Consider the following 21,011-nt stretch of genomic DNA (forward strand, 5'->3'; position numbering starts at 1 on the left):
ATTAAAGTTGATAGGACACAAGGATGTGAAGCTAGATTTCTCAGCAGGATTGCAATTTAATATGTTGTAAAATGTCGGAAGCGCCTTCAGGAGATACTTCAAGTAAAGATTAGACAGTTTTAGTGAATAGCTGATCATTCACACGCTTACGTTTTGCAAACCTCGCAACTCCGGAAAATCATTGAAGTTTGAGGCATTCACGACGGACATACTGTTGACGATTATCTTCGAACGGCTCGTTGGCCACCTCGCTGTAAACCCCACTCAACGTCGTTTTCTTTCAATTAATTTTCTTGGCTCTTTTACAGTCGCGCGCTGCCTTTCAGACAGCGCGCAATTACCAAAACGCTAACGTTTTTAGGTAGATAGTGACCGTGGGGCCGATACCTAAATTATCGAGCGGATCGTCCCCGCGCGTTAACAATGTCCATCTCATTTATAAGATTTTCAGAATTGTCGACTTTCTCCATGACCCACAACATATAACGACTATCGACATGAATCGAGCGCGTGGTCCGCGGATCAAAATCCCAATCCGAGTTTACGCTTTCGATAGTGCCGTCAAACAACAGACCGACAAGTTCTCCACGCGCGTTAAGTGTCGCGGAGCCTGAATTCCCGCCAGTGGAATCAAGATCAGTCAGGAAGTTGACCGGGACCGAATTGATTGAATCCAGCTCGTAGCGACCATAATTCTCAGCTTCAATTAAATCGAGTTGTGACTGTGGAGAATTAAATGGATCGTCACCTGTATCCTTTTCGGCGATGCCTTGCAGAGTGGTGAACGGATCATAGCGCATACCGTCTTTGGGCGAGCCGCCTAAAACATTTCCGTAAGTCACACGTAATGTCGAGTTGGCGTCCGGATAGGCTGTGAACCCCCGGTCTTTTTGCCAAGCAATAATAGCTTCCATATATTTGGGTTGCAAAGTCGCTCGCCGCCCCGCGCGGTCCTTGCTGGCGGCTTCCATGGCGAGCTCATTTTCGTAAAGCGCGACAGCTAGCTGCATAAACGGGTCAGTGCTTTCTTCGAGCTCTGAAGGTGTGGCCTCCATCAACTCAAGGCGTGTCTCGAGATTTCCGAGCGCGGTCTGCGCGTAATAGCTATCAAGCTTGGCCGAAATCGCCGCTTCAGTCATATCGGTCTCGAGGTCGAGCGCTTCATCTAGCGCCTCAACTCGCTCACTTGCAGGCTGGTCTAAGTAACCTTGTAAGAAGACTATCCACTCTGCCTTATCGACTACTGGATCGTAACGGCGATCCATGGCTGTCAGGCCTTGCTCTATGCGGCTCATGTCGCGTTCCTGATATCCACTCTCGCGTTCGGCATCCGGCTTCAGGCGTTCATGTGACAAGCGGTACAGTCGCTGGGCCGCATTTAGCAATTGCGGCCGCGTCGCGTTATTGTACCAATAATTGCTTCGCGCCGCTGCCGCTGACTCTTCGCTAAGCGCGTCAAGATTAGAGATGGCTTCAGCATATCCGGAATCAGGGGCTTCCTCTGCAATCCAAGTACTGAGCGCTGCTTCGCGCTCCGCCCGGCGATCCACCAAGCCAACGCGGCGTGCGCCCTCAATTTGTCCGCCCAAATTTTTCTTATAGTTATTTAGCCCCGCGAGACGGGATTCATATTTTATTCGCGCATCGCTTCCGGGTTCAGAGGCATCATTGATAGCTCCTATCCAGTCATTGAGCAAAGTCTGCCACGTGGGATATTGCCAATTAAAAGTATTTTCGACTTCTGCTAAACGCGCATAACGGGATGTGCTGCCCGGATAGCCAGCTACCATGACGAAATCGCCATCGTCCAATCCTTCCGCTGAAACTTTCAAAAAATGTTCCGGTTTGAACGGGACGTTCTCTTCGCTATAGTCGGCTGATTTTCCTTCCGGTGAGACATAGCCTCGGTAAAAGGCAAAGTCGCCTGTATGGCGCGGCCACTGCCAGTTATCAATGTCGCCACCATATTTGCCGATTGACCCAGCGGGCGCATAGGCAAGACGGACATCCTTGATTTCGAGTTGCTTTATTAGCTTATACTGTAACCCGCCATAGAATGAAGCAACACTGCAACGATGACCTTCATCTTCCTCGCATTCGGCAACAAGCGCCTTGCGGTTAGTGTCAATCTTTGCAAATCGCTCTTCCCCGGAAAGGTCTGCGGATAAGTCTCCTGATACCTGATCTGTAACATCGGTTAGATCGACTGTGACATAGATGCGGGAGCCGGGCGCGGCGGGTAACTCGGCGTTGAGGTTTGTTGCGAGAAAGCCATTTTCCAAATAATTTTGTTCTTCTGTGGAATTATATTGGATAGATCCGTACGCACAATGATGATTGGTCACAACCAGACCTTGGGGTGAGACAAATGACGCGGTACAGCCTCCAAGAGAAACCACGGCACCCATGGGAAATCCGGTCAGATCGGAAATCTGTTCAGTTTTCATTTTGAGCCCTTTGGCCCGTAGGTCACTGGCAATCTCCGGTAGTTGATCAGGGGTGAACATGCCTTCGACGGCATAGGCCGCCGGGGCTGTTGCAAGTGCGAGTGCGGAACTCGCGAGTAAAATTTTTCTCGTAGGTAATTTAAGCATAGTTATCTCCATTCATTTTGTTTTGTTAGTACATATAAAATTAGACTTATAATGATATAATATTGCGAGAGGGGAATCCGGTGAAACGAGGGCGTCTATCCCTCGTTCATGCAAAGATACGGCAAAATTTCCTCTTCAAAGCCTATACAGCCCAAGGCCCAGTAATTGCGAGTGTTCTCGTTGGCGCATAAGCATTTACGAACAGCCACTTACCGTCAGGTGAAAAACAGCCTCCGGCAAGTTCAGTCTGGAGCATCAATTGAGCAATATCATAAGGCGCACCTTCGGGCGTGATTCCGCGAATGTGATTGTCTACTCGATCCGTATACTGATCTTCGCACACAATCAGGTGTCCATTAGGCGAGACGCACAGATTGTCACCATAATTAAATTGTTCTTTGCTTTCACTTTCAAAAAAAAGTTCCACCTGATCAGAACCAATTCCTCGGCCCGGTCTTAACCGAAAAATCTGACCCAATTTCTTTGCGCCGCCGCTTGTTGAGCAGAAATAAAGATCATCTTGACCCATATGTATTCCTTCGCCGCGTGCTATCAGTGACGCCCCTTTATCACCAGCGCGAAATCGCAAATCATCTTTTGGCGCTTCAACATCTTCAAGATCGACCCAACGGGCTGCAAAAGATTTTCCAACTGGCATGTTTCCAAAGTTCCAGTTTCGCGTGTCAGGAACGCCGTCAATTACCATAGCCTGTAATTGCCCCCCATTGGAAAGGTTTCCGGGTACGTTTGGTATAAAGCGGTACAACACGCCTTCGTCACGGTCTTCGGTCATGTACACAAAGCCTGTTTCTGGATCGACGCAAGCCGCCTCGTGATTGAACCGTCCCATGGAGCGTAGGGGAAGTGCTTCTGTCAGACCTGCTGCATTGGCGGGAACCTCAAAGACCCACCCATGGTTTAAGGCAAGCCCTTCACCATATTTTTGACCTGGTCCAGTAGGCGCTTCTTCACAGCTTAGCCAGCTATTCCAAGGTGTGACCCCACCAGAACAATTGCGAATCGTCCCGCCTAACGACCGAAACTGTCGCTTCACCTCAAGAGTGGATGCATCTAAGACAATATTGGTCGTTCCGCCTGGCAAGATGTTCCCGTTAAATGTCCCAAACCCTGTTTCTATGGAACCGCCAGCGCCATCCGCGGCAACTAGTTCATGATTTCGGATTAGAACGATCTCGCCATTCCCCAGATCAAAACAGCCCATGCCGTCAGCCTTATTTGGAACCGTCCCTCCATCATCCATCTTGTCTCCAAAACTAGATATCAGTCGATAAGAGAATCCTTCGGGTAAGTTTAGCAACCCATTAGGGTCAGGCTTTAATTGTCCATATCCGGTAAACGCTTTCTTGCCACTAGGCGCCGGAACGCCTTTGGTAATGCATCCACTTGCAACAAGCGCGGCGAACGCACTCCCTGTCTGGGTGAGGAATTGACGGCGGTGTAATATGTTGCGCGGCATGAGCTTTTTCTTTCGCGGTTACTAAGAATTCAACATCTGATACATAGTGTTATAATATATTATAACCTTTTACTGGAAAAGTGTAAAATAAGCTATATGTATTTTTTCTCTCGGAGTTGGGCCGTGCCCGAAAGTCTAGGGCTAAGTCAATCTTCGGGTTTGTTATTAGATTCCAGTAATGCGTTGATCGTCTAATGCGTTGATCGTCGTTTTTAAGGTCAGGAAAGTTCAAAATGTATAATGCCAAACTCAAGCGTGATGTTAGCGAGCATGTAACCCAACGCCCCACAATGGATGAGGCCATGGACGCTGTTCGAACGTTGCTTGCATGGGCTGGAGACGACCCGAACAGAGAAGGCTTAATCGACACACCTAAACGCGTGGCGAATGCCTATAAAGAGTTTTTCGCGGGTTACGAAATGGACCCGGCCGCCGAACTCTCACGAACATTCGAAGAAGTCGAGGGCTACGATGATATCGTGATGCTCAGAGATATCGATGTAGAAAGTCACTGTGAACATCACATGGTTCCAATTTTAGGTCGGGCTCATGTTGCTTATATGCCGACAAATAAAGTCGTCGGAATTTCAAAAATTGCTCGTGTCGTTGAGATATTCGGAAAACGCCTCCAGACGCAGGAGACTATGACAGCTCAAATTTTGGACTGTATTTGCCGGGCGCTCAAGCCAGCCGGCGTTGCCGTACTCATTGACGCTAAGCATCAATGTATGACCACACGCGGCATTCATCACAAAAACGTGGCAACCATCACGACCCAGTTTTCGGGCGTGTTCAAAACTGACAACGATTTACGCAATCGTTTTTTGCGTTTTGCCGGTCAGTAAAGAGTAAATTTGCGAGGGCAAATAAAAATGGAGCTGCAATCAGATTTAATAGGGGAAACCGCGATTGACGTGGTTCAGTCGTCTTGTCTCAATAGTTTTGAGCGCATTCATGACGAAAATGTTTATGGCGTAGTTTGGAATAGAGAGATCCCTTCCAAAGTTAGTTCCCTCCTTGAGATGACCGAGTTTAATCACCCAACCAGTGCTCGATTTTTTGTTCCTATTTCTAAAATTTCGGAGAGAGCGGCTCAGGCTCTGGAGGTGTTTGGGTTGCCAAAATGCCCGGCGCAGGCCTGGTTGGCAAATGACATACAAATGCTTGCAACAAAATTAGGAGCGATACTTTCAGCCTCAAAACTTCAGGTGCGTGTTGAGCTCGTAGATACGGACGCGTGTAAGAAATTTCATCGAGATAATGTCAAAGCTCGCCTTGTTTGCACTTATAAGGGCCCCGGGACAGTTTATGGCGTTGCGCGAATTGGGGCTGAACCAGATCAGATTAACCAAGCAGATACAGGCCATCCCGTTCTTTTAAAGGGAAGGCTTTGGTCCAAAGGGGCTGAGACGTATCTGCTACACCGATCGCCTCGTATAGAGAGCGCAGGACTTTCACGTATAGTCGTGGTAATGGATGAGGTGCTTAACGAATACCAGACCGAGCTTTAACGGACGGGCCGCCAGCAAGCCGGAAAGGTCTAGGGTCACTATAATCTCAGATCATTCGGAATAACGTTTGCTTATGTTATAGCATTACGTTATTGATTTCCAATGGGTACGTCTGCGGATACATTACTATTCGATCGGCAAGGGAACCTCTTTACGGTCCTTATAGGCATTATCATGCTGATTGCTTTCGTGTTTGGACAAATGATATCGGTCAATCACAATCATGAACATGCACATGAAGTCCCATTGCCGGAGCCCTGCGAGGTCTGTATTTTGGCGGCTAGCGATGATAAAGACAGCAAAATCGCAGCATATCAAAACCCCGATATAGTGGATACGACGGCTTGGTTTCTGAAGCTTACCAAGCTGACTTTGATAGCTCCAACGCCGGCGCCATCAATGACATATGACGCTCGGTCAATTGGCCCTCCGCCTGATCCTGATATCAGGCTCGACTTAGCGCGGGCGCCACCCTTTTATATTTAAAACCATTAACGGCTCTGTTTTAGGGCCGGCCAATCGGCTCGCATTGAACGTGTAAGTGGTCTGATTGAATGAACTTTAAATGTAAAAGGAGATATCCGTGTGCTCGCTTAAATCTTTTTTCCTGTTCTCTCCAGGTCCCGGCATATTAGCCCTAACATATTCTGCTCATGCTCAAGAAATTGGATGTGAAATTACCTCTCTCGGTGAGCGCCATATCTGGATGGAAAGAGGTTTCAGATGACAGGCGATTTAAAATCAGAGGGGCTGAAATTATCAGAGCACCTACAGCATGCCGAGCGTGTAGCCTTGGCATGTTCAGGACGTTTAACCCCGCTTCGGCGACATATATACAAATGCCTTTTGATAGCTGACGCTCCTCTTGGGGCCTACGAAATCCTAGGTATGCTCGATGGTGTCGGCGCGTCGAAGCCCCCAACTGTATATCGATCGCTCGATTGGTTGATTGGAGTGGGCTTGGTAAAGAAAATAGAATCCATCTCCAAATATATAGCTAAAACATCACTTGATGACAGTAACCGCATGGCCCTTCTTTTATGTGAATCATGCGGAAATGCTGAATTTTTTGACGCTGCCTCGGTTCTTGACAGTCTAGGAAACTTTGCGCGCGAAAAGGGATTTGAAGAACACCAGACAGTAATTGAAATTCTTGGCCTGTGCTCAGAGCATCAGCGCTAAACTGCGAGTTGGTTCTCAATTAAATTAAGAATGATTAGAAAGAATGTTTCATGAAAGCTTACGCGTCCATAGATAAAGCCGGATTTGGCCTGTCGGCATTATGTATCATCCACTGTCTGTTTTTGCCTGTGATCGGCATCGCTTTGCCCGTTATCGGAGAAATATCTGAAGTTGAATGGTTGCACAAAGTGTTTGTCCTGCTGGCGTTTCCTGTGGGCGTCAGCCTTCTCATATCGTCACGCTCAATTTTTGTTCGTTTCACCGCCACCTTAGGGCTCGCATTTTTAATTGGCGGCGCATTTTTTCCTCAATTGCACGATATTGAAACCGTGGTAACTGTTGTGGGGGCCTTCATGCTCGGCGGCGCTCATGCCACGCGGCTTCTTACCAGACACCATACACACTGAAGTATTTCTACCTCGGTTTGACGAAATATGAGTTTTGTGCGATGTTCCCGCTATGAAAAACATTCTTTTGGGCTCATCAGTTATTTTGTCATCTTTCGTCCTGGGAAGTGCAGTGTATGCGTGTGACATGCACGGCGCCGGGTATGGCGGATTTGGGCTTCGAAATGCGCAGTGGCAGAGTTATAACCCAAGGGTTTCAAAAACAGACCCCTCACTAAATGAGTCAGTTATGCAATCGCCGACTGACGCTGCACTTCGTAACAAATCCATGCCAAGCTTTTCTAACGCAGCGAGTTTGGCTGCAGCAAAAGCTAAGGCGAAACTTCAGGAAACTAACGAAGACGAAAGTTCTGAACGATCAGAACAAACGGGTAAAGTTGAACAAACAGCCCTAAACGCGGATCGTTAATCCATCTGACAAAGATCGCTTCAGTGCAATTAGAGCAGGGACCAACCCTAAAACAGCTGACGTTGCGGTGACAAAAATTATTACGCCCAAATCAAATTGACTTGGCCAGACGCTTAAAGCGCTGATGTTAAACCGTGTTTCTAAAAAGGGTCGGAGTACCCACATTAATCCGTATAGTGCTGTTAATCCCAGAACGCTTCCGGTGAAGGCCAAAAGTGCCGCCTCACTCACCAATAGCCCAACGACATGTCTCCCTCGGGCTCCCATGGCTCTTAGTATGGCCATTTCACGACGGCGTTCGTTTAAGGATGTTAGAATTGACGTGAGTATCCCAATTAATCCGACAGCAATGACGAAACCAGAAACGAGTGCCAATGCGCGCTCTACGAGTGAAACCACATTCCAAAGTTGGCTCAGGGCAACACCTGGAATAACAGCTTGCAAAGGCTCAGCTTTATAAGTGTTCAAGTCGCGCTGCAGCCCTAAGATTTGCACGCGTGAAGTTGCCCCGATTAGCATGGCTGTGATGCTCTCTGGTACAAATGTTCTTTCCTCTAATTGGTTTGCCGTGCTCATGCGACTTAAGGGGGTGGGCATACCATTGCGCCATCCCAAATGGATGGCCTCTATCGCCCCTAAACTGACAAAAACTGACCGGTCAACAGGTGTGCCAGTGGGTTTCAAAATGCCTGTGACTGTAAACGGTAAATCGTCATGATTTACAAAACTCGTCCCGCCAAGCCCGTGGGCAAGGGTCAATTTCGAGTTTAGGCTATATTCCAATTCTCTCGCAACTTGTGCGCCGAGAACAACATCAAATAGACCCTCAAAGACTATGCCGTCTTGAAAAGATAAGGTCTGAGAGTCCGCATACTTGTACCGTTTGAAATAGCTGGGTGTTGTTCCAACGACTCTAAAGCCCCTGTGGGAGTCACCTAGACTAATCGGCACGACCCAGTCGACATCTTGGCGGGATTTTACATCCTGATAAGTTTCCCACGTCACATTGTTTGTCGGATCACCTATTTGGAAAACAGAATATAGCACGAGATTAATAGGACTCGACCGGGCCCCTACAATCACATCCGTATCGCTGATCGTGCGTTCAAAACTGGTTCTTGCGCCTTGGCGTAAATTCTCAACTGCGACGAATAGCAAAACTGCAGCCGCGATAGAGATAACGGTCAAAATAGCCGTGATTTTGCGCGCCCATAAAGATTTAATGGCGAGAGACAAGATAGCCATATTGTTCATATCGGCACCTTCTGATTCAAATCCGTGAGTGAGACAGACCGATCAAAATAGGTGGCTAGGGTTTGGTCATGACTTACAAAAAGTAGTGCGCTTCCAAATTGTTCCCGGCTCAAATTGAGGAGTTCGATGAAACGGTCTCTATTGTCATGGTCAAGAGCCGAGGTTGGTTCATCTGCAATGATCAGATCTGGCCCGCCAATCAAAGCTCTCGCAACAGCAACCCGTTGTTGTTGGCCAACACTCAGCTTTCCAACTGAGCGGGAAAGTTGGTCATCCGTCAATCCCAACCCCCGAATGAGCATTTCCGCAGCCGATACGACAGATCCACCGGCTGCTATTGCTCGGTCACGCCGTCGTGAAGAGAAGCGACAAGGCAAAATACAGTTTTGAGTGATGCCAATATAAGGGAGCAGATTGAATTGCTGGAAAATAATTCCAAGGCGATCGGCTCTGACCTTATCTCTTTGCGCGGATGAAATGTTGGTTAATTCAGTTCCGCAAATAGATAATTCACCCAATTGCGGCGTTAGCACACCACCAATCAAACCTAAAAGCGTGCTTTTGCCAGACCCGCTTGGTCCTTTAAGAAATACACTCTCTCCAGGACTAATTTCGAATTCCTCAATATGAATTAGAACCTCTTTAGGGTCGTAGCCAAATTGCAAGTTCTCAAGTCTTAAGACTGGCTCAGTACTCATAAGGTTCGAGTTTGGTCAAAGTTAGCTCATAGGCGCTATTGCCTAAATCAGACCCAAATTTACCTGTTTTCATGACGCCTTCGATCCAAACAGGTTCGTAGATATCTGCAATCTTGGTAGCGGTCGGCGACTTTACGAAAACGATCTGATTTGGGGGCGGTGGCGGGGTATGTAAGCAAGCACCAAAATAAGGTACTAGCAAAAATTCGGTATACTCAGATGCGGCATTAAAATCTAAGGGGACAACATATCCCGGTAAACGCACATTTGATCCATCTAAGTCCTCCACTACATTATAAGTGCCAATCTGCTCCATAGTGTCTTGCGCACTACCTTCGTCAATCATGCTCATTAGATCGTCTTCAGCCTCAGCGGCCTGTGAAAGTGTGAGCTGCTCGCGAAATTTTTTTTCCTGCTCTTCATAAAACTCAGAGTAGAGCTCCGACAGGATTTGCTCCTCCCCTATGGGCATCAGATCCTCCCACGTCAGGGTTTCAACTTCAATTTGGGGTGTCTCAGAACTGGGTGGCTGGGTTGATGCATCAGTCGCAGGGGAAGGGGCAGGGACAGAAGCAGGTATCGCAGTATCGGTAGATGTTTCGCTGGCGGGATCCCCACAAGCGACCAGACATATAGCTGATGCGAGAGAGGCGATTGATCTTTTTAATGAAATCACTTTGATAAATCCATTCGAGTGTGCCTGTGGTTTAACGTCATCTGTTGTTGGGTAGTCGGGCCCAGAAATGTGACATTTAATTCGGATAATTGTTCAAAATAATCGAATAAGTTGACGCTTATATTGGAAATCTTTGAAGGGGTTTGACACTCGAATTCATAGCGTAAAATCAAATCTTTGTGTGTGCTTTCTTCGTGACCTTCGCTATGGCTATGCTCTTCGTCTTCGGCGTGATTATGGTCATCTCTGTGATCATCGTGTTCATCCCCGTTATTCTCGTCAAAAAGCTGTACGCTTTGATTTTCTGACCCGACCTGACATCTTGCTTCGTCATTGAAAGTGAAAAGCTTCGATCCTTGTCGCAATTGCGTCTCTGCTTGGGAAACGATTGATTTTTGGAGGTCAGTGTCGGGCACATTTTCAAACCCTAAAATATTGTAAAGCGGAGAATCTAGTTCGATCGTAACAACGTTACCTTCCACCACGACCGCTAGGTTTGCATCTCCGTGTGTGTGGCTATCAGCGGAACGAGTTACTTGCGCTCGGCCGTTGTCAGAAGGGGACGGAGTGCCCGCCGAGTTTTCATTGTTCGTGCGATAATCTGCAGTCTCATTTGTATTTGCTGGCACTCGTTCGTTAGGAGAAAGAACAACTTCATCCTGACCGGGTTTGCCGTCGCACGCCACGATAAATCCCGCAGCCAAAATAAGACAAGTTTTCGCGCGAAACACACTTTTCATCACACAAACCAAGATAAAGTTAGCAATGTTATTTAGTTACATTTTTTGAGCGGCCAATACAAGCGTTTCGTGATTAAATACGTCTTTGGATTTTACCGATATTTTAGCTGCGGCGACATCCTATCGTGGATTCACGCCTTTACGTAATCACCAGAGATTGTGATACGTGGCTTGTATCTGTTTTAGAGATTTTAGTGATTTCCACTAAGTTGGAATTGTGCGCCTTGTTGAATTTCCTCACCTATCTCTGTCGGACGAACGGGACGATCCCGCATACAATTTCGCCCTGTGATATTCATTACAGGCTACGCGGCCCAAAAAAGCGTTGCAAATATCGCCCCACGTAGTCAGCCATCAATACCATTAGAATCGCAAGGGCCGTGAGAGGCACGAGTAAGGATACCCCTAGTAATACAACCGAAGCAATGGGCCAGGCCTTTACCCCTACGTCGGGTGGTGACAAGTGAAACCCTTTCGTAGGGCGACGTATCCACCACATCGCGATACCCGAAATAATAATTGTAATCACGCCCAGACAGAAAATAATATTCGTGACGATATTCCACGAACCAAGGCCCCCTTGGTGCAGCGGGATACCTGCGGCCATTGCCTTTCCCATCACCGAATAATCTGAGAAGCCAATATCGGCCAATACGTCGCCGGTCTGTGAATCCCAGTGTATTGTACGATCTCGTCGCGGGTCTGAAATGTCACCGCTTATTGTTGCGGCCACCACCGTCCAGGCCCCGGTTTCCGGCTTTGGCAAATGGACCCGGTAACCCGTAAAACCGGCCGCATCGGCCAAGGCGATAATTTCGTCGATCGTGATTTGCCCGATTGACGGTTCGGCATTATTTGCAATCGGCAACGGCGTCTGCTCTAGCGCCCAGCTGACCGATTTATGACCTTCATGGTTGAGGTGTTCATGGGTCAAGAGGTGTTCATGGGTCAACGTCGTGTTGGGAGGAGAGGAACGCTCTGCCGGAAAAGAACTCCAAGGCTGGACAAACTTGCCGCCCCAGATCGAGGTCCAGGCAAGACCGGAAATAAGGAAGAAGAGCAGGAAAATCGAAATCCAGACTCCGACCGCACTATGTAGTCTGCGCCAGCTCCTCCGGTCGCCTCGCGGTATTCGCGGCGTCAGAGCTTTTGCGAGCGATTGCCCTCGCTTTGGCATCCACAAAAAAACGCCGGTCACAATAAGTAGGACCCCGAACCCGGCAGCAATCTCGATCAAATATTCACCCAATGATCCGAGAAAGAGTGTTCCATGAAGCGTTTTCGCAAAGCTATAAAGGGTTGTCGCGGGGTCAAGCGTTCCGAGAATTGCGCCCGAATGCGGATTCACGAAAACGGTCGTGTCGACGTCCCCCAGCGTAACAAGAAATTGAGAGGACAGTCCCGGATCGTTTGAGGGGATGTAAGTGTTGATCGCCGCGTTCGGATAGGTATGTGATACCGCAGCAAGCTGATCACTTGCGGGGAGTATGCCTTGTTGCTCACTAACAAATAGCAGGTCTCCATAAACCGCGCCCTCAATCGGACTTTTGAGCGCCATAATAATACCGCTAACCGCAGCGATGAAGAAAAACGGCGCGACGATCAGGCCGGCATAGAAATGCCATCGCCAAATCGCCCGATAAAAAATACCTCCACTCATTACGATCCCTCACCGAAATTATAGGTTAGCCTGACACCAAAGGTATGGGGCTGGACTGGTAGAACGTGGTCTTCGGTCCCTAGGGAGAAAACAAAGAGGTTATCGCTGTAATAATAGGTCTCGTCTAGTAAGTTGGTTGAAGAAGCGTCGATTTGTCATCGGCCAAAAATGGGTTCCTACATCGATGTCCAAAGTCGTAAAACCCGGCAAATAAATGGCGCCGCCATTTGGCATCTTACGTTTTCTGACATTATAAGCGGCGGCGCGCAGTTAGACGGATCTGATTTTAAATCGGGCCGCTCGGGTTGCGCTGTCCTAGGAATCCAGCGAGCCCACGTCATCCAATGTCTACTCGGCCATGCGCAATCTATTCTAAACCGCAGAGAAAGGATCAAGGAGAAAACTAGCGAACACCGACGCTTGCATTACCGTAAAGCCGTCGCTTAATATCAACCCATTAAATGAACAAAGTCGCTCTTAGCCTGGCTTATAACCTGTGCCGTTTTATAAGACGACGGACGCCGCAGATAATCGGGATTATTCCCAGTGAATGAGAGTTCGCACGCATCCTTTCTAACTGTCTGAAGTATAACAAAAAATGTATGAATATCAAGAGTTTAAAGTAAGTGTTGCGCCCATGATGGACTGGACCGATCGGCATTGTCGGTGGTTTCATCGCCAGCTGTCAAAGCGGGTAGAGCTCTACACTGAAATGGTAGTGGCCGATGCGGTTATTCATGGGCCTCGGGACAGGCTGCTGGGTTTTGACGCCATAGAGCACCCGGCCATTTTGCAAGTCGGTGGCAGTGACCCTCATAAGCTCTCGGAGGCCTCAAAAATTGGCGAAGACTACGGGTATGATGGCATCAATATAAATATTGGCTGTCCGTCTGACAGAGTTCAATCGGGGCGGTTCGGCGCCTGTTTAATGGCTGAGCCAGACCTCGTAGCGGAATGTTTTACTGCAATGCAAGCCGCCGTTTCTGTTCCCGTAACAGTGAAATGCCGATTGGGGATTGACGATCAGGCCTGCGAGGAAACGCTACCGAGGTTTTTGGAGATCGTCTCGAACGCGGGGTGTGACACTTTTATCATTCATGCTCGCAAAGCTTGGTTGCAAGGTCTGAGTCCGAAGGAAAACCGAGACGTGCCGCCTTTGGATTATGATTTAGTGCGAGCGATGAAAGAGCAATTTCCAACTCTGAAAATAGAGCTGAATGGCGGCTTAACGGACATCGAAACCTCACTGTCGGAAACGATGACTCTGGACGGATTTATGTGGGGAAGGGCGGCTTATCATTCTCCTTGGATACTCAGCGAAGTGGATAGTGGGGTATATGGCGACTCCGCTCCGGGATTTGACCGAAGCGATATTGTGGAGCGATTAGTTTCCTATTTGCAATCGATAGAGACAAAAGATCGTTCTGCCAAAGCGCTATTGCGTCACGTTATGGGTCTTTATAGCGGACAGGTCGGCGCTCGGCTGTGGAGACGAACCCTAAGCGAGGGCGCGGCGAGCGGGCTTAGCCCCTCTGAGGTTTTAACTCAGGCGCACCAAGCGATACAGGATGCTTCAGATCGGGCGGCGGCTTAGTGGACCTGATAACGTTGCTCTTGCTCGTTTTGACGCTGCTTGGTGTCGCCATGGTATCTGGCTTTGCCTCGGGGTTGTTCGGCATTGGCGGCGGCGCGATTATGGTGCCGGCGCTCCATTATGCCTTCAAAGCAATTGGCGTGCCTGACCAAGCCGTTATGCACACGGCTGTCGCGACGAGCGCCGCCGTCATCATCGTCAATAGCTGGCGTTCTGTACGCAAACATGCCTCCCGCGGCTCTGTGGACATGGAGATCCTTTTGCCGAACCAAATTTGGCGCAGTTATGGGCTTTGGATAGGGCTGGGTTCTTTTCTGGCAGCCAGTTGGATTGCGCCGAAGCTTTCGGGGGAGGCGCTCACAGCTTTATTTGCGGTCATTGCCTTTTTCGTCGCCTTGCAATTTATTTTTGGCCGACCTGATTTTACATTGAGAGAGTCTGTACCGGGGGGCATAGCGCCGCCGGTTGTCGGCTCTACAGTCGGCGGCCTGTCGGCACTGATGGGGATTGGCGGCGGATCTCTGAGCGTTCCTTTGCTTAGCCTATGTAATGTGCCGATACATCGCGCCATAGGAACCGCGTCAGGTTTTGGACTGGCAATTGCGCTCCCGGCGACGGCAGGATTTATTTTTTCGGGATGGGAGGTTTCTGGCCGTCCCGCTTTCTCTCTGGGCTATGTCAATCTTGCCGGGTTCGCTATTATCGCCGGGGTGTCGCTCTTCTTTGTTCCGCTTGGCGTGAAATCGGCCCATGCACTGGACGGAAAAAAACTGAAACAGATTTTCGGTATATGTTTGATGCTGGTGGCGTTGAATATGCTACGCGAAAGCGTGTTCTAGAACCGCAATGTCAGCGCGTCAGGCGTAGCCTGTATAGATTGCAGCTCTCCGAGATAGGTCATACCGAGCAGAGAGACATCCAGTCCCGTAGGAACAACCATGGCGTCGACGTCTTTCACGGTGATGGCGCCTACAGAAACTCGGTCCAATACGATACGGGCCGCCATATTCTCTCCGCCTGCTGTGCGAATGGGCAGGTCATAAACCAGGTCACGGGTTTTGATACCGGCTTTTTTGGCGTCCATTTCCGTCAAAGCCACCATACCCGCACCTGTATCAACTAGGAACCGAACTGAACCCGTATTCACCCGGGCCTGCGTCCAGAATTGACCGTCATTTGGGTTTTTGCGTAAAGTAACCACAGAGGCCGATTTACGAGCTTTTGGTTTAGTTTGCGACGCTGTCTGGACTTGAATCTCTTCCTCTTGTGTGGGAGCGCAGGCGGCAAGGATTAAACTGAGCGCGAAGCCAATAACAAGACGTCTCAGGGCAGTTTTAAATGAGTTTTTCGGGTCGCTATATATGAAGGCTTTGCGCCAAAATGGCTCAACAGTGTCAGCCTTCGAAAGAGGATTAAATTTGTCCGTCGTCATAAACATGCAAACTGCCTATCGTAAAACCCTTTGAAAGGTTTTAACAAAAGGAATCTAAACGCGGAAAATTGCGGTCTACGGCAAACAGGATAGTAAATAACAAGATGAACGAAGAACGCCCTTTTGATGATATTCTCGGCCTGATCGACACGATGCCGTCTCTTCGGGATGGGGAGGCAGGCGCCTTGTCGAGAAAAATGGAAGACGTTTGCGGACGGTTATCGCCTTTAGGCCGGCTTTGTCCGGACCTGGCCAATATAGCGGCGTGGCAGGGGCGCGAATTCCCCAGCCTCTCGCGCCCTTTAATTGCCGTGTTCGCCGGCACTCACGGCATTTCGGGCGATGTCTTCGGTTCTGATATTATTGAGGCCTCAAAAGCGCGCGTTAAAAGCCTGACCGAAGGGAAAGCCGCCATACGCGGCATGGCGGCGGATTTGGGCGCGGCGTATAAAGTTTATGAATTTGGGATAGAACACCCTTCCGCCGATTTTACAAAAGAGCCCTCTTTGAGCGAGCGTGATTGCGCGGCCGCAATGGCTTTCGGAATGGAAGTTGTCGCCGAAGGCGCAGATGTCATTGTGCTTGGCAATGCGGGATACGGCGCGGCGACGGCCGGTGCGGCCATTGCAAAAGCTTTGTTTGGCGGCGCCGCCGATTACTGGGCGGGGGGCACAGAGGAAGGGGCGAAAGCGCGTATCAAAGCCGTGGAGGAGGGGGCGCAACGCCATAACCGTGATGATACGCCATCGCCACTTGAAATCTTGCGGGATTACGGCGGACGAGACATTGCGGGTATTGTCGGCGCTATTTTAGCCGCCCGCCATCAACGTATACCGGTGATATTGGATGGTTATGTGGTCTGCGCCGCCGCGGCGGTCTTGCACCGTATCAATCCCGCTACGCTGGATCATTGTATAGCCGCGCAAGTGACAATCGAACCCGCCCATCAGGCGTTGCTAGACCGTTTGGACATGACGCCGATTATGGATCTGAAAATTAATATCGGGGACGGGACCGGCGGCGCTTTCGCTTTATCTGTTTTGAAAACAGGTGCTGCTGGATTGACAAGTTTATAGTATATCGTCTGTATTTTCTTCGAAAATACGCAAGAAATTTCCCTGAAATTCCGATATAGCGCAATCAGTATAATTTCAAATGAGGCCCGCATATGGCTGTTTTTTCTCATGCTGATTTCGCTGATCATGAAGGCGTTTATTTTGCTGCTGACCCCGAGTCTAATCTTCGGGCGATTATTGCGGTTCATTCGACCGTAAGGGGGCCAGCTGCCGGAGGGACACGGTTTTGGCGGTATGAGTCTGATGAGGCCGCGCTGACGGACGCCCTGCGTCTGTCCAAAGCAATGAGCTATAAAAATGCGGCGGCTGATCTGCCTTTGGGCGGCGGGAAAGCCGTGTTGATTTATCCAGAAGGTGAATTTGATCGGGTCAGCCTGTTCGAGGCGTATGGCCGCGCAATTGATCGGCTTGGCGGCACATATATCACGGCAGAAGATGTCGGCGTGTCTCCGGAAGACATGGATATTATTCACTCTCAAACAAAATATGTTGCGGGCCTTTCAAAAGGGGCGGCCGCTTCGGGCGATCCGTCACCTGTTACCGCCGAAGGGGTTTTCCGAGGCCTGAAAGCAGGTGTGAGACACATTTGGGGATCTGACGATCTATCGGAAAAAACTGTCGCGGTTCAGGGCTTAGGTCATGTCGGATATGCCCTATGTGAAAAGCTTCATGCGGCGGGCGCAAAACTACTTGTCGCTGATATCAATGAAAGGGTTTTGGAGCGGGCAGAGGCGTCTCTGGGCGCGACCCGTGTTGAAAGCCAAGATGTCCACGTACAAAAGGCGGATATTTACTGCCCCTGCGCTTTGGGCGGGGCGCTTAACGCGCAAACTGTTCCGGATATTCAGGCTAAGTTGGTTGCTGGAGCCGCGAACAATCAATTGGCGTCAGCTGAAATCATGCCGCTTCTGGAAAGAAACGGGATCACCTACTTACCTGATTTCGTGTTGAATGCGGGCGGAATTATTAATGTCGCCACGGAAGTCGCCGGGAACTATAGTCAGGAATGGGTAGAGCAAAAATTGGTTGGTCTCGAAGCGACAATTTCTAAAATTTTGAGAGTTGCGGACGAAGAAGGTGTTACCACTCTTCAGGTGGCCAACCGTATTGCCGAAGACCGTCTTAAGCGAGAGTAGAGGGGCAATTAGCTTTCGGCGCTTTCAGATCGCCGGGCTCTCCAACATCAATTTTAAAGTCTGGTTCAAACTTGTCCAAATACTGAATAGCGACGATTACGGCTTGGCTCAAAATTTTTCCCGAACCTAAGGCCGTTTTCCGCTTGGATTGATAGATAACGCTCTCTTCGCCACTGGGCGACGAACAAGCAACGGCAACGCCTGGCATTTGGGCGTTATCACCAAAACGGGAAGAGCCGATGACGCCGCTCTTATAAACTTCCACTGAGACAGGACCCATAGTGTGTTCTGCGCTGATGTAAAATGGCGCATTGGTCGCGACGGCATAACGTTTCTGGCCATTTTTGGCGTCAATAAGGACGACACTCGCCATTGGTTTTTCAGTCACAGAGATTTGGCTTAAGATTTTTGCCGCGGCGGGCAGGCTGGCTAATTCAAGGCAAAGCAGACCCAATAGGAAATATCGTTTCTTGAAGCCTGTTCGTTTGAGCCATTTGAGAACCATAATTTCACCTGTTTTATTCGGGTCGGCTTCGTAAATGCAGGATATGTGCCATTTTTGGACCGGTTCACGGGTTCGGCTGTCGGTTTGACTGGAAAGAGCGGCTCAAACTGGTTAAGGGGCGCAAATTATGACACGCTCAAACAAAGCTCTCTTACTGTTCTCTGGGGGACAGGATTCCGCGACATGTCTTGCTTGGGCGCTGGATCAGTTCGACCATGTGGAGACAATCGGCTTTCACTACGGGCAGCGCCATGACGTCGAGATGAGCTGCCGCGAAACGATCAGGCGCACGATCCCGGATTTGAAACCTGAATGGGCAGGCAAACTCGGCCAAGATCATGTTCTCGACTTGTCCGTTCTAGGACAAATGAGCGAGACGGCTTTGACGCGGGACGTTGAAATCGAAATGAACGAGGACGGGCTGCCCAATACATTTGTCCCCGGCCGTAATCTAGTCTTTCTGACTTTTGCCGGAGCGCTCGCTTACCGGCGGGGAATTACGGCGCTAATTGGCGGCATGTGTGAAGCTGATTTTTCAGGCTATCCAGATTGCCACAAAGATACGCTCGACGCGCAAATGAACGCCCTCTCTCTCGGCTTGGCAAAACCCATGACGCTAGAAACACCTTTGATGTTCCTGTCAAAGGCTGCGGCGTGGGAGCTATGCGGGGAGCTGGGCGGCGAGGCTTTGGTCGAAGTTGTAAACCGCGAGACACATAGTTGCTATAAGGGCGATCATGAAACTTTGAATGATTGGGGCTATGGATGCGGAACCTGTCCTGCTTGCGAGCTTCGCGCCGCAGGGTGGAGAGGGTATGAAGCAGGGCAGAAAGGCTCATCGGGCAAATGAGCTACGCCGTTAAAGAATGTTACCTGACTGTTCAGGGAGAGGGCGCGCAGGCCGGAATCACGGCGGTGTTCCTTCGCTTCGCCGGATGTAATCTGTGGTCCGGGTTAGAGCGCGACCGAGCTAAAGCTGTCTGCCAGTTTTGCGATACAGATTTTGTCGGAACGAACGGCCCGGGCGGCGGAAAATTTAAAACCGCTAACGCCTTAGCTGACCATATCGCAGAATTTTGGCCCCAAAGCGAACGAGCCCAAGCGGCGCCCAAATGGGTTGTCTGTACGGGCGGTGAACCCGCGCTCCAACTTGATAAGGAGGCAATAGAAGCTTTCCATGAGAAGGGGTTTAAAATTGCGATTGAAACAAATGGCACAATTGCATTGCCCGAAGGCCTCGATTGGATTTGCGTCAGTCCAAAAGCAAATGCGGACCTCGTGCAGACAACAGGTCATGAGTTGAAACTTGTCTACCCCCAAAAAGAAAACAGACCCGAGGATTTCTCGGATCTGGATTTTGGCGTTTTCAGCCTACAGCCTTTGGATGATACAAATCAGGCGGCTCACTCAGAAGCCGCCTTTGAATATTGTCTTGAACACCCTAAATGGCGCCTGAGTGTACAGACGCACAAATATTTAGGGGTGCCCTAAAGTCTGAAGCCTTTAGTTCCTATTCGGCTAAATCTTTGGCAGCTTTACGGGAGAAACGTCCAAAAGCTTGTTTAGCGTCAGACCATGTGCCGGCCGTGTAATTGGCTTCCCGGATATTTGTCTCGTAAGAACGATAGTCCATAGTCCCAAGGGACGTTCCGTCGGCGTCAAAAAGCTCACCCTTGATCTCTGCTCCGCCGACACCAAAACTTTGAAGGGATAGCCCGGGCTCACGGGAAAGTTGTTCAAATGTAGGGCGATTATTCTTAGCGTCCTCAATAACTAAAACCAGTTTCGCGGGCGCGTTTTCCTCGACTTGAAACCCTTCTTTCTCAAGACGGTTTGTCATATCCTCAACCAAATCTTCCCGTAATTCCTCCAGAGCCTTTTCACCGTAAAATCCGTTTCCAGAAAATCCGCTGTTCAAACTACCTCCAGACCCGCGGTCACTCAGTTTTTTGGGAAGGTTAGTGGCACGATGGGCCAAATCTTCACTTAGTTGAACGTCCAAAGAAACTGGGGTTGTCAAGGTGGCGGATAAATTGCTCTCATAACCATAGCCGCCCGCCGATGCAGAGAATGGCAAAGCAAGGCTTGTCGCAGCGAGAAGAGAGATGGCCCCTAATTTAATTGACTGTTTCATAATATACTCCTTTTGTAAGTATATAACACAAATTGCCCGCCTTTTCAATCTTCGGCGGCGGCCATATCCGGCTTTTAGATTAAATTGCATCCACTAACACGCCAAGAATATTGCTCGCACCGCGTAAAGTAGAGAGCTCGCGATCAAGCTCATAAGACTGAATTTGGCGGGACGTGACGTAAACCCGCCCGGTTAAATCGACGGCTTGAATCGTTATCGTTAAAACTTGAGCCGTGGTGTCGAGCGCTCGATCTGTGATTTTGACCGGAATGGAGCCTACATAATAGACACCTTTGCCCGTCGCTATGGTGGATTTTCCGACGAGCTTTCCCGTTCCGTAAACGGCTTGGCCTGCCAATTTCCCAGTGCCGTAAACTGTTTTACCGCCAACTTCCGCCGTCTTTCCAGCCGCGTGGAATGGCAAAGAGGCCACTTTACCGGTGGTTTTTGCCACTAGGCAGCCGCTTAGAGATGTCGCCAATAAAGCTAACGCCGTAAAAGACATGATTTTCCGAAACATGAAATC

The 21,011-nt window shown here is 49.4% G+C and carries 23 protein-coding genes; 12 read left to right on the top strand and 11 right to left on the bottom strand.

Annotated elements, in window-relative coordinates; all coding sequences use genetic code 11:
- Positions 1–392: 392 nt before the first annotated feature.
- Complete coding sequence (locus tag ACNA05_RS12425) at positions 393–2,594, bottom strand: S46 family peptidase (RefSeq protein ID WP_415811825.1); 2,202 nt, start codon at positions 2,592–2,594, stop codon at positions 393–395.
- A 142-nt stretch (positions 2,595–2,736) separates the two neighbouring features.
- Complete coding sequence (locus tag ACNA05_RS12430) at positions 2,737–4,071, bottom strand: alkaline phosphatase PhoX (RefSeq protein WP_415811826.1); 1,335 nt, start codon at positions 4,069–4,071, stop codon at positions 2,737–2,739.
- A 233-nt stretch (positions 4,072–4,304) separates the two neighbouring features.
- On the opposite strand from ACNA05_RS12430, the gene folE reads away from it, so the two are divergent.
- The 6 genes from folE (at position 4,305) to ACNA05_RS12460 (ending at position 7,580) form a co-directional block, all read left to right on the top strand.
- Positions 4,305–4,916, top strand: coding sequence for a GTP cyclohydrolase I FolE (gene folE / locus ACNA05_RS12435; protein ID WP_415811827.1), 612 nt, complete (start codon positions 4,305–4,307; stop codon positions 4,914–4,916).
- Between the two features lie 27 nt (positions 4,917–4,943).
- Positions 4,944–5,582 (top strand): DUF1826 domain-containing protein, encoded by a 639-nt coding sequence (locus ACNA05_RS12440; protein WP_415811828.1) that lies wholly within the window; start codon positions 4,944–4,946, stop codon positions 5,580–5,582.
- Positions 5,583–5,756: 174 nt separating this feature from the next.
- Positions 5,757–6,068, top strand: coding sequence for a hypothetical protein (locus ACNA05_RS12445; RefSeq protein ID WP_415811829.1), 312 nt, complete (start codon positions 5,757–5,759; stop codon positions 6,066–6,068).
- A 237-nt stretch (positions 6,069–6,305) separates the two neighbouring features.
- Entirely contained in the window at positions 6,306–6,764 is a 459-nt protein-coding gene (locus ACNA05_RS12450; protein ID WP_415811830.1) for a transcriptional repressor, read from the top strand.
- Positions 6,765–6,814: 50 nt separating this feature from the next.
- Positions 6,815–7,171 (top strand): MerC domain-containing protein, encoded by a 357-nt coding sequence (locus tag ACNA05_RS12455; protein WP_415811831.1) that lies wholly within the window; start codon positions 6,815–6,817, stop codon positions 7,169–7,171.
- Between the two features lie 52 nt (positions 7,172–7,223).
- Positions 7,224–7,580 (top strand): hypothetical protein, encoded by a 357-nt coding sequence (locus ACNA05_RS12460; RefSeq protein ID WP_415811832.1) that lies wholly within the window; start codon positions 7,224–7,226, stop codon positions 7,578–7,580.
- On the opposite strand, the gene ACNA05_RS12465 is transcribed toward ACNA05_RS12460, so the two are convergent.
- The 5 genes from ACNA05_RS12465 to ACNA05_RS12485 form a co-directional block, all read right to left on the bottom strand.
- The gene (locus tag ACNA05_RS12465) at positions 7,563–8,825 is read right to left on the bottom strand and encodes an ABC transporter permease (protein WP_415811930.1); all 1,263 of its coding nucleotides are present in this window, start codon (positions 8,823–8,825) and stop codon (positions 7,563–7,565) included. The genes ACNA05_RS12460 and ACNA05_RS12465 overlap by 18 nt on opposite strands.
- Before the next feature lie 5 nt (positions 8,826–8,830).
- Positions 8,831–9,532, bottom strand: a complete 702-nt coding sequence (locus ACNA05_RS12470; protein ID WP_415811833.1) for an ABC transporter ATP-binding protein — start codon at positions 9,530–9,532, stop codon at positions 8,831–8,833.
- Entirely contained in the window at positions 9,522–10,004 is a 483-nt protein-coding gene (locus ACNA05_RS12475) for a DUF3299 domain-containing protein (protein ID WP_415811834.1), read from the bottom strand. The genes ACNA05_RS12470 and ACNA05_RS12475 overlap by 11 nt, the downstream gene beginning before the upstream one ends.
- 200 nt (positions 10,005–10,204) lie before the next feature.
- The gene (locus ACNA05_RS12480) at positions 10,205–10,939 is read right to left on the bottom strand and encodes a DUF2796 domain-containing protein (protein ID WP_415811835.1); all 735 of its coding nucleotides are present in this window, start codon (positions 10,937–10,939) and stop codon (positions 10,205–10,207) included.
- Between the two features lie 307 nt (positions 10,940–11,246).
- On the bottom strand, positions 11,247–12,608 hold the full coding sequence (locus tag ACNA05_RS12485) for a PepSY-associated TM helix domain-containing protein (protein ID WP_415811836.1): 1,362 nt from the start codon (positions 12,606–12,608) through the stop codon (positions 11,247–11,249).
- Positions 12,609–13,206: 598 nt separating this feature from the next.
- Between ACNA05_RS12485 and dusA the strand changes: the two genes are divergently transcribed.
- Both dusA and ACNA05_RS12495 read left to right on the top strand, forming a co-directional pair.
- Positions 13,207–14,202, top strand: a complete 996-nt coding sequence (dusA, locus tag ACNA05_RS12490) for a tRNA dihydrouridine(20/20a) synthase DusA (protein WP_415811837.1) — start codon at positions 13,207–13,209, stop codon at positions 14,200–14,202.
- The gene (locus ACNA05_RS12495) at positions 14,202–15,041 is read left to right on the top strand and encodes a sulfite exporter TauE/SafE family protein (protein WP_415811838.1); all 840 of its coding nucleotides are present in this window, start codon (positions 14,202–14,204) and stop codon (positions 15,039–15,041) included. Before dusA ends, ACNA05_RS12495 begins: the two co-directional genes overlap by 1 nt.
- Here ACNA05_RS12495 and ACNA05_RS12500 read toward each other — a convergent pair.
- Positions 15,038–15,640 carry a TIGR02281 family clan AA aspartic protease gene (locus tag ACNA05_RS12500; protein ID WP_415811839.1) on the bottom strand — a complete coding sequence of 201 codons (603 nt, stop codon included), beginning with the start codon at positions 15,638–15,640 and terminating at the stop codon, positions 15,038–15,040. The two genes, ACNA05_RS12495 and ACNA05_RS12500, sit on opposite strands and share 4 nt — an antisense overlap.
- A 98-nt stretch (positions 15,641–15,738) precedes the next feature.
- Between ACNA05_RS12500 and ACNA05_RS12505 the strand changes: the two genes are divergently transcribed.
- Entirely contained in the window at positions 15,739–16,710 is a 972-nt protein-coding gene (locus tag ACNA05_RS12505) for a nicotinate-nucleotide--dimethylbenzimidazole phosphoribosyltransferase (RefSeq protein ID WP_415811840.1), read from the top strand.
- 92 nt (positions 16,711–16,802) lie between these two features.
- Positions 16,803–17,846, top strand: a complete 1,044-nt coding sequence (locus tag ACNA05_RS12510; RefSeq protein WP_415811841.1) for a Glu/Leu/Phe/Val family dehydrogenase — start codon at positions 16,803–16,805, stop codon at positions 17,844–17,846.
- Here ACNA05_RS12510 and ACNA05_RS12515 read toward each other — a convergent pair.
- Positions 17,833–18,351 (bottom strand): hypothetical protein, encoded by a 519-nt coding sequence (locus ACNA05_RS12515; RefSeq protein ID WP_415811842.1) that lies wholly within the window; start codon positions 18,349–18,351, stop codon positions 17,833–17,835. The genes ACNA05_RS12510 and ACNA05_RS12515 overlap by 14 nt on opposite strands.
- Before the next feature lie 127 nt (positions 18,352–18,478).
- On the opposite strand from ACNA05_RS12515, the gene queC reads away from it, so the two are divergent.
- Both queC and queE read left to right on the top strand, forming a co-directional pair.
- Positions 18,479–19,201: a 7-cyano-7-deazaguanine synthase QueC gene (gene queC / locus ACNA05_RS12520; RefSeq protein ID WP_415811843.1), complete on the top strand. Its 723-nt coding sequence runs from the start codon at positions 18,479–18,481 to the stop codon at positions 19,199–19,201.
- Entirely contained in the window at positions 19,198–19,842 is a 645-nt protein-coding gene (queE, locus tag ACNA05_RS12525; RefSeq protein WP_415811844.1) for a 7-carboxy-7-deazaguanine synthase, read from the top strand. The genes queC and queE overlap by 4 nt, the downstream gene beginning before the upstream one ends.
- A 19-nt stretch (positions 19,843–19,861) precedes the next feature.
- Here queE and ACNA05_RS12530 read toward each other — a convergent pair whose 3' ends face one another.
- Both ACNA05_RS12530 and ACNA05_RS12535 read right to left on the bottom strand, forming a co-directional pair.
- On the bottom strand, positions 19,862–20,485 hold the full coding sequence (locus ACNA05_RS12530; RefSeq protein WP_415811845.1) for a hypothetical protein: 624 nt from the start codon (positions 20,483–20,485) through the stop codon (positions 19,862–19,864).
- Between the two features lie 79 nt (positions 20,486–20,564).
- Positions 20,565–21,005, bottom strand: a complete 441-nt coding sequence (locus tag ACNA05_RS12535) for a hypothetical protein (RefSeq protein ID WP_415811846.1) — start codon at positions 21,003–21,005, stop codon at positions 20,565–20,567.
- Positions 21,006–21,011 lie beyond the last annotated feature (6 nt).

The organism is Litorimonas haliclonae, from assembly GCF_965138505.1.
Taxonomy (GTDB): domain Bacteria; phylum Pseudomonadota; class Alphaproteobacteria; order Caulobacterales; family Maricaulaceae; genus Litorimonas; species Litorimonas haliclonae.

What these genes read in the sequence shown, in the direction of transcription:
- dusA (WP_415811837.1), top strand. Translation starts at nt 13,207, where the DNA reads ATGTATGAATATCAAGAGTTTAAAGTAAGTGTTGCGCCCATGATGGAC.
- ACNA05_RS12475 (WP_415811834.1), bottom strand. Translation starts at nt 10,004, where the DNA reads ATGCCCATAGGGGAGGAGCAAATCCTGTCGGAGCTCTACTCTGAGTTT.
- folE (WP_415811827.1), top strand. Translation starts at nt 4,305, where the DNA reads ATGTATAATGCCAAACTCAAGCGTGATGTTAGCGAGCATGTAACCCAA.
- ACNA05_RS12440 (WP_415811828.1), top strand. Translation starts at nt 4,944, where the DNA reads ATGGAGCTGCAATCAGATTTAATAGGGGAAACCGCGATTGACGTGGTT.
- ACNA05_RS12460 (WP_415811832.1), top strand. Translation starts at nt 7,224, where the DNA reads ATGAAAAACATTCTTTTGGGCTCATCAGTTATTTTGTCATCTTTCGTC.
- ACNA05_RS12450 (WP_415811830.1), top strand. Translation starts at nt 6,306, where the DNA reads ATGACAGGCGATTTAAAATCAGAGGGGCTGAAATTATCAGAGCACCTA.
- ACNA05_RS12530 (WP_415811845.1), bottom strand. Translation starts at nt 20,485, where the DNA reads ATGAAACAGTCAATTAAATTAGGGGCCATCTCTCTTCTCGCTGCGACA.
- ACNA05_RS12470 (WP_415811833.1), bottom strand. Translation starts at nt 9,532, where the DNA reads ATGAGTACTGAGCCAGTCTTAAGACTTGAGAACTTGCAATTTGGCTAC.
- ACNA05_RS12485 (WP_415811836.1), bottom strand. Translation starts at nt 12,608, where the DNA reads ATGAGTGGAGGTATTTTTTATCGGGCGATTTGGCGATGGCATTTCTAT.
- ACNA05_RS12425 (WP_415811825.1), bottom strand. Translation starts at nt 2,594, where the DNA reads ATGCTTAAATTACCTACGAGAAAAATTTTACTCGCGAGTTCCGCACTC.
- ACNA05_RS12515 (WP_415811842.1), bottom strand. Translation starts at nt 18,351, where the DNA reads ATGGTTCTCAAATGGCTCAAACGAACAGGCTTCAAGAAACGATATTTC.
- ACNA05_RS12535 (WP_415811846.1), bottom strand. Translation starts at nt 21,005, where the DNA reads ATGTTTCGGAAAATCATGTCTTTTACGGCGTTAGCTTTATTGGCGACA.
- queE (WP_415811844.1), top strand. Translation starts at nt 19,198, where the DNA reads ATGAGCTACGCCGTTAAAGAATGTTACCTGACTGTTCAGGGAGAGGGC.
- ACNA05_RS12510 (WP_415811841.1), top strand. Translation starts at nt 16,803, where the DNA reads ATGGCTGTTTTTTCTCATGCTGATTTCGCTGATCATGAAGGCGTTTAT.
- ACNA05_RS12430 (WP_415811826.1), bottom strand. Translation starts at nt 4,071, where the DNA reads ATGCCGCGCAACATATTACACCGCCGTCAATTCCTCACCCAGACAGGG.
- ACNA05_RS12445 (WP_415811829.1), top strand. Translation starts at nt 5,757, where the DNA reads ATGCTGATTGCTTTCGTGTTTGGACAAATGATATCGGTCAATCACAAT.
- queC (WP_415811843.1), top strand. Translation starts at nt 18,479, where the DNA reads ATGACACGCTCAAACAAAGCTCTCTTACTGTTCTCTGGGGGACAGGAT.
- ACNA05_RS12505 (WP_415811840.1), top strand. Translation starts at nt 15,739, where the DNA reads ATGAACGAAGAACGCCCTTTTGATGATATTCTCGGCCTGATCGACACG.
- ACNA05_RS12455 (WP_415811831.1), top strand. Translation starts at nt 6,815, where the DNA reads ATGAAAGCTTACGCGTCCATAGATAAAGCCGGATTTGGCCTGTCGGCA.
- ACNA05_RS12465 (WP_415811930.1), bottom strand. Translation starts at nt 8,825, where the DNA reads ATGGCTATCTTGTCTCTCGCCATTAAATCTTTATGGGCGCGCAAAATC.
- ACNA05_RS12500 (WP_415811839.1), bottom strand. Translation starts at nt 15,640, where the DNA reads ATGTTTATGACGACGGACAAATTTAATCCTCTTTCGAAGGCTGACACT.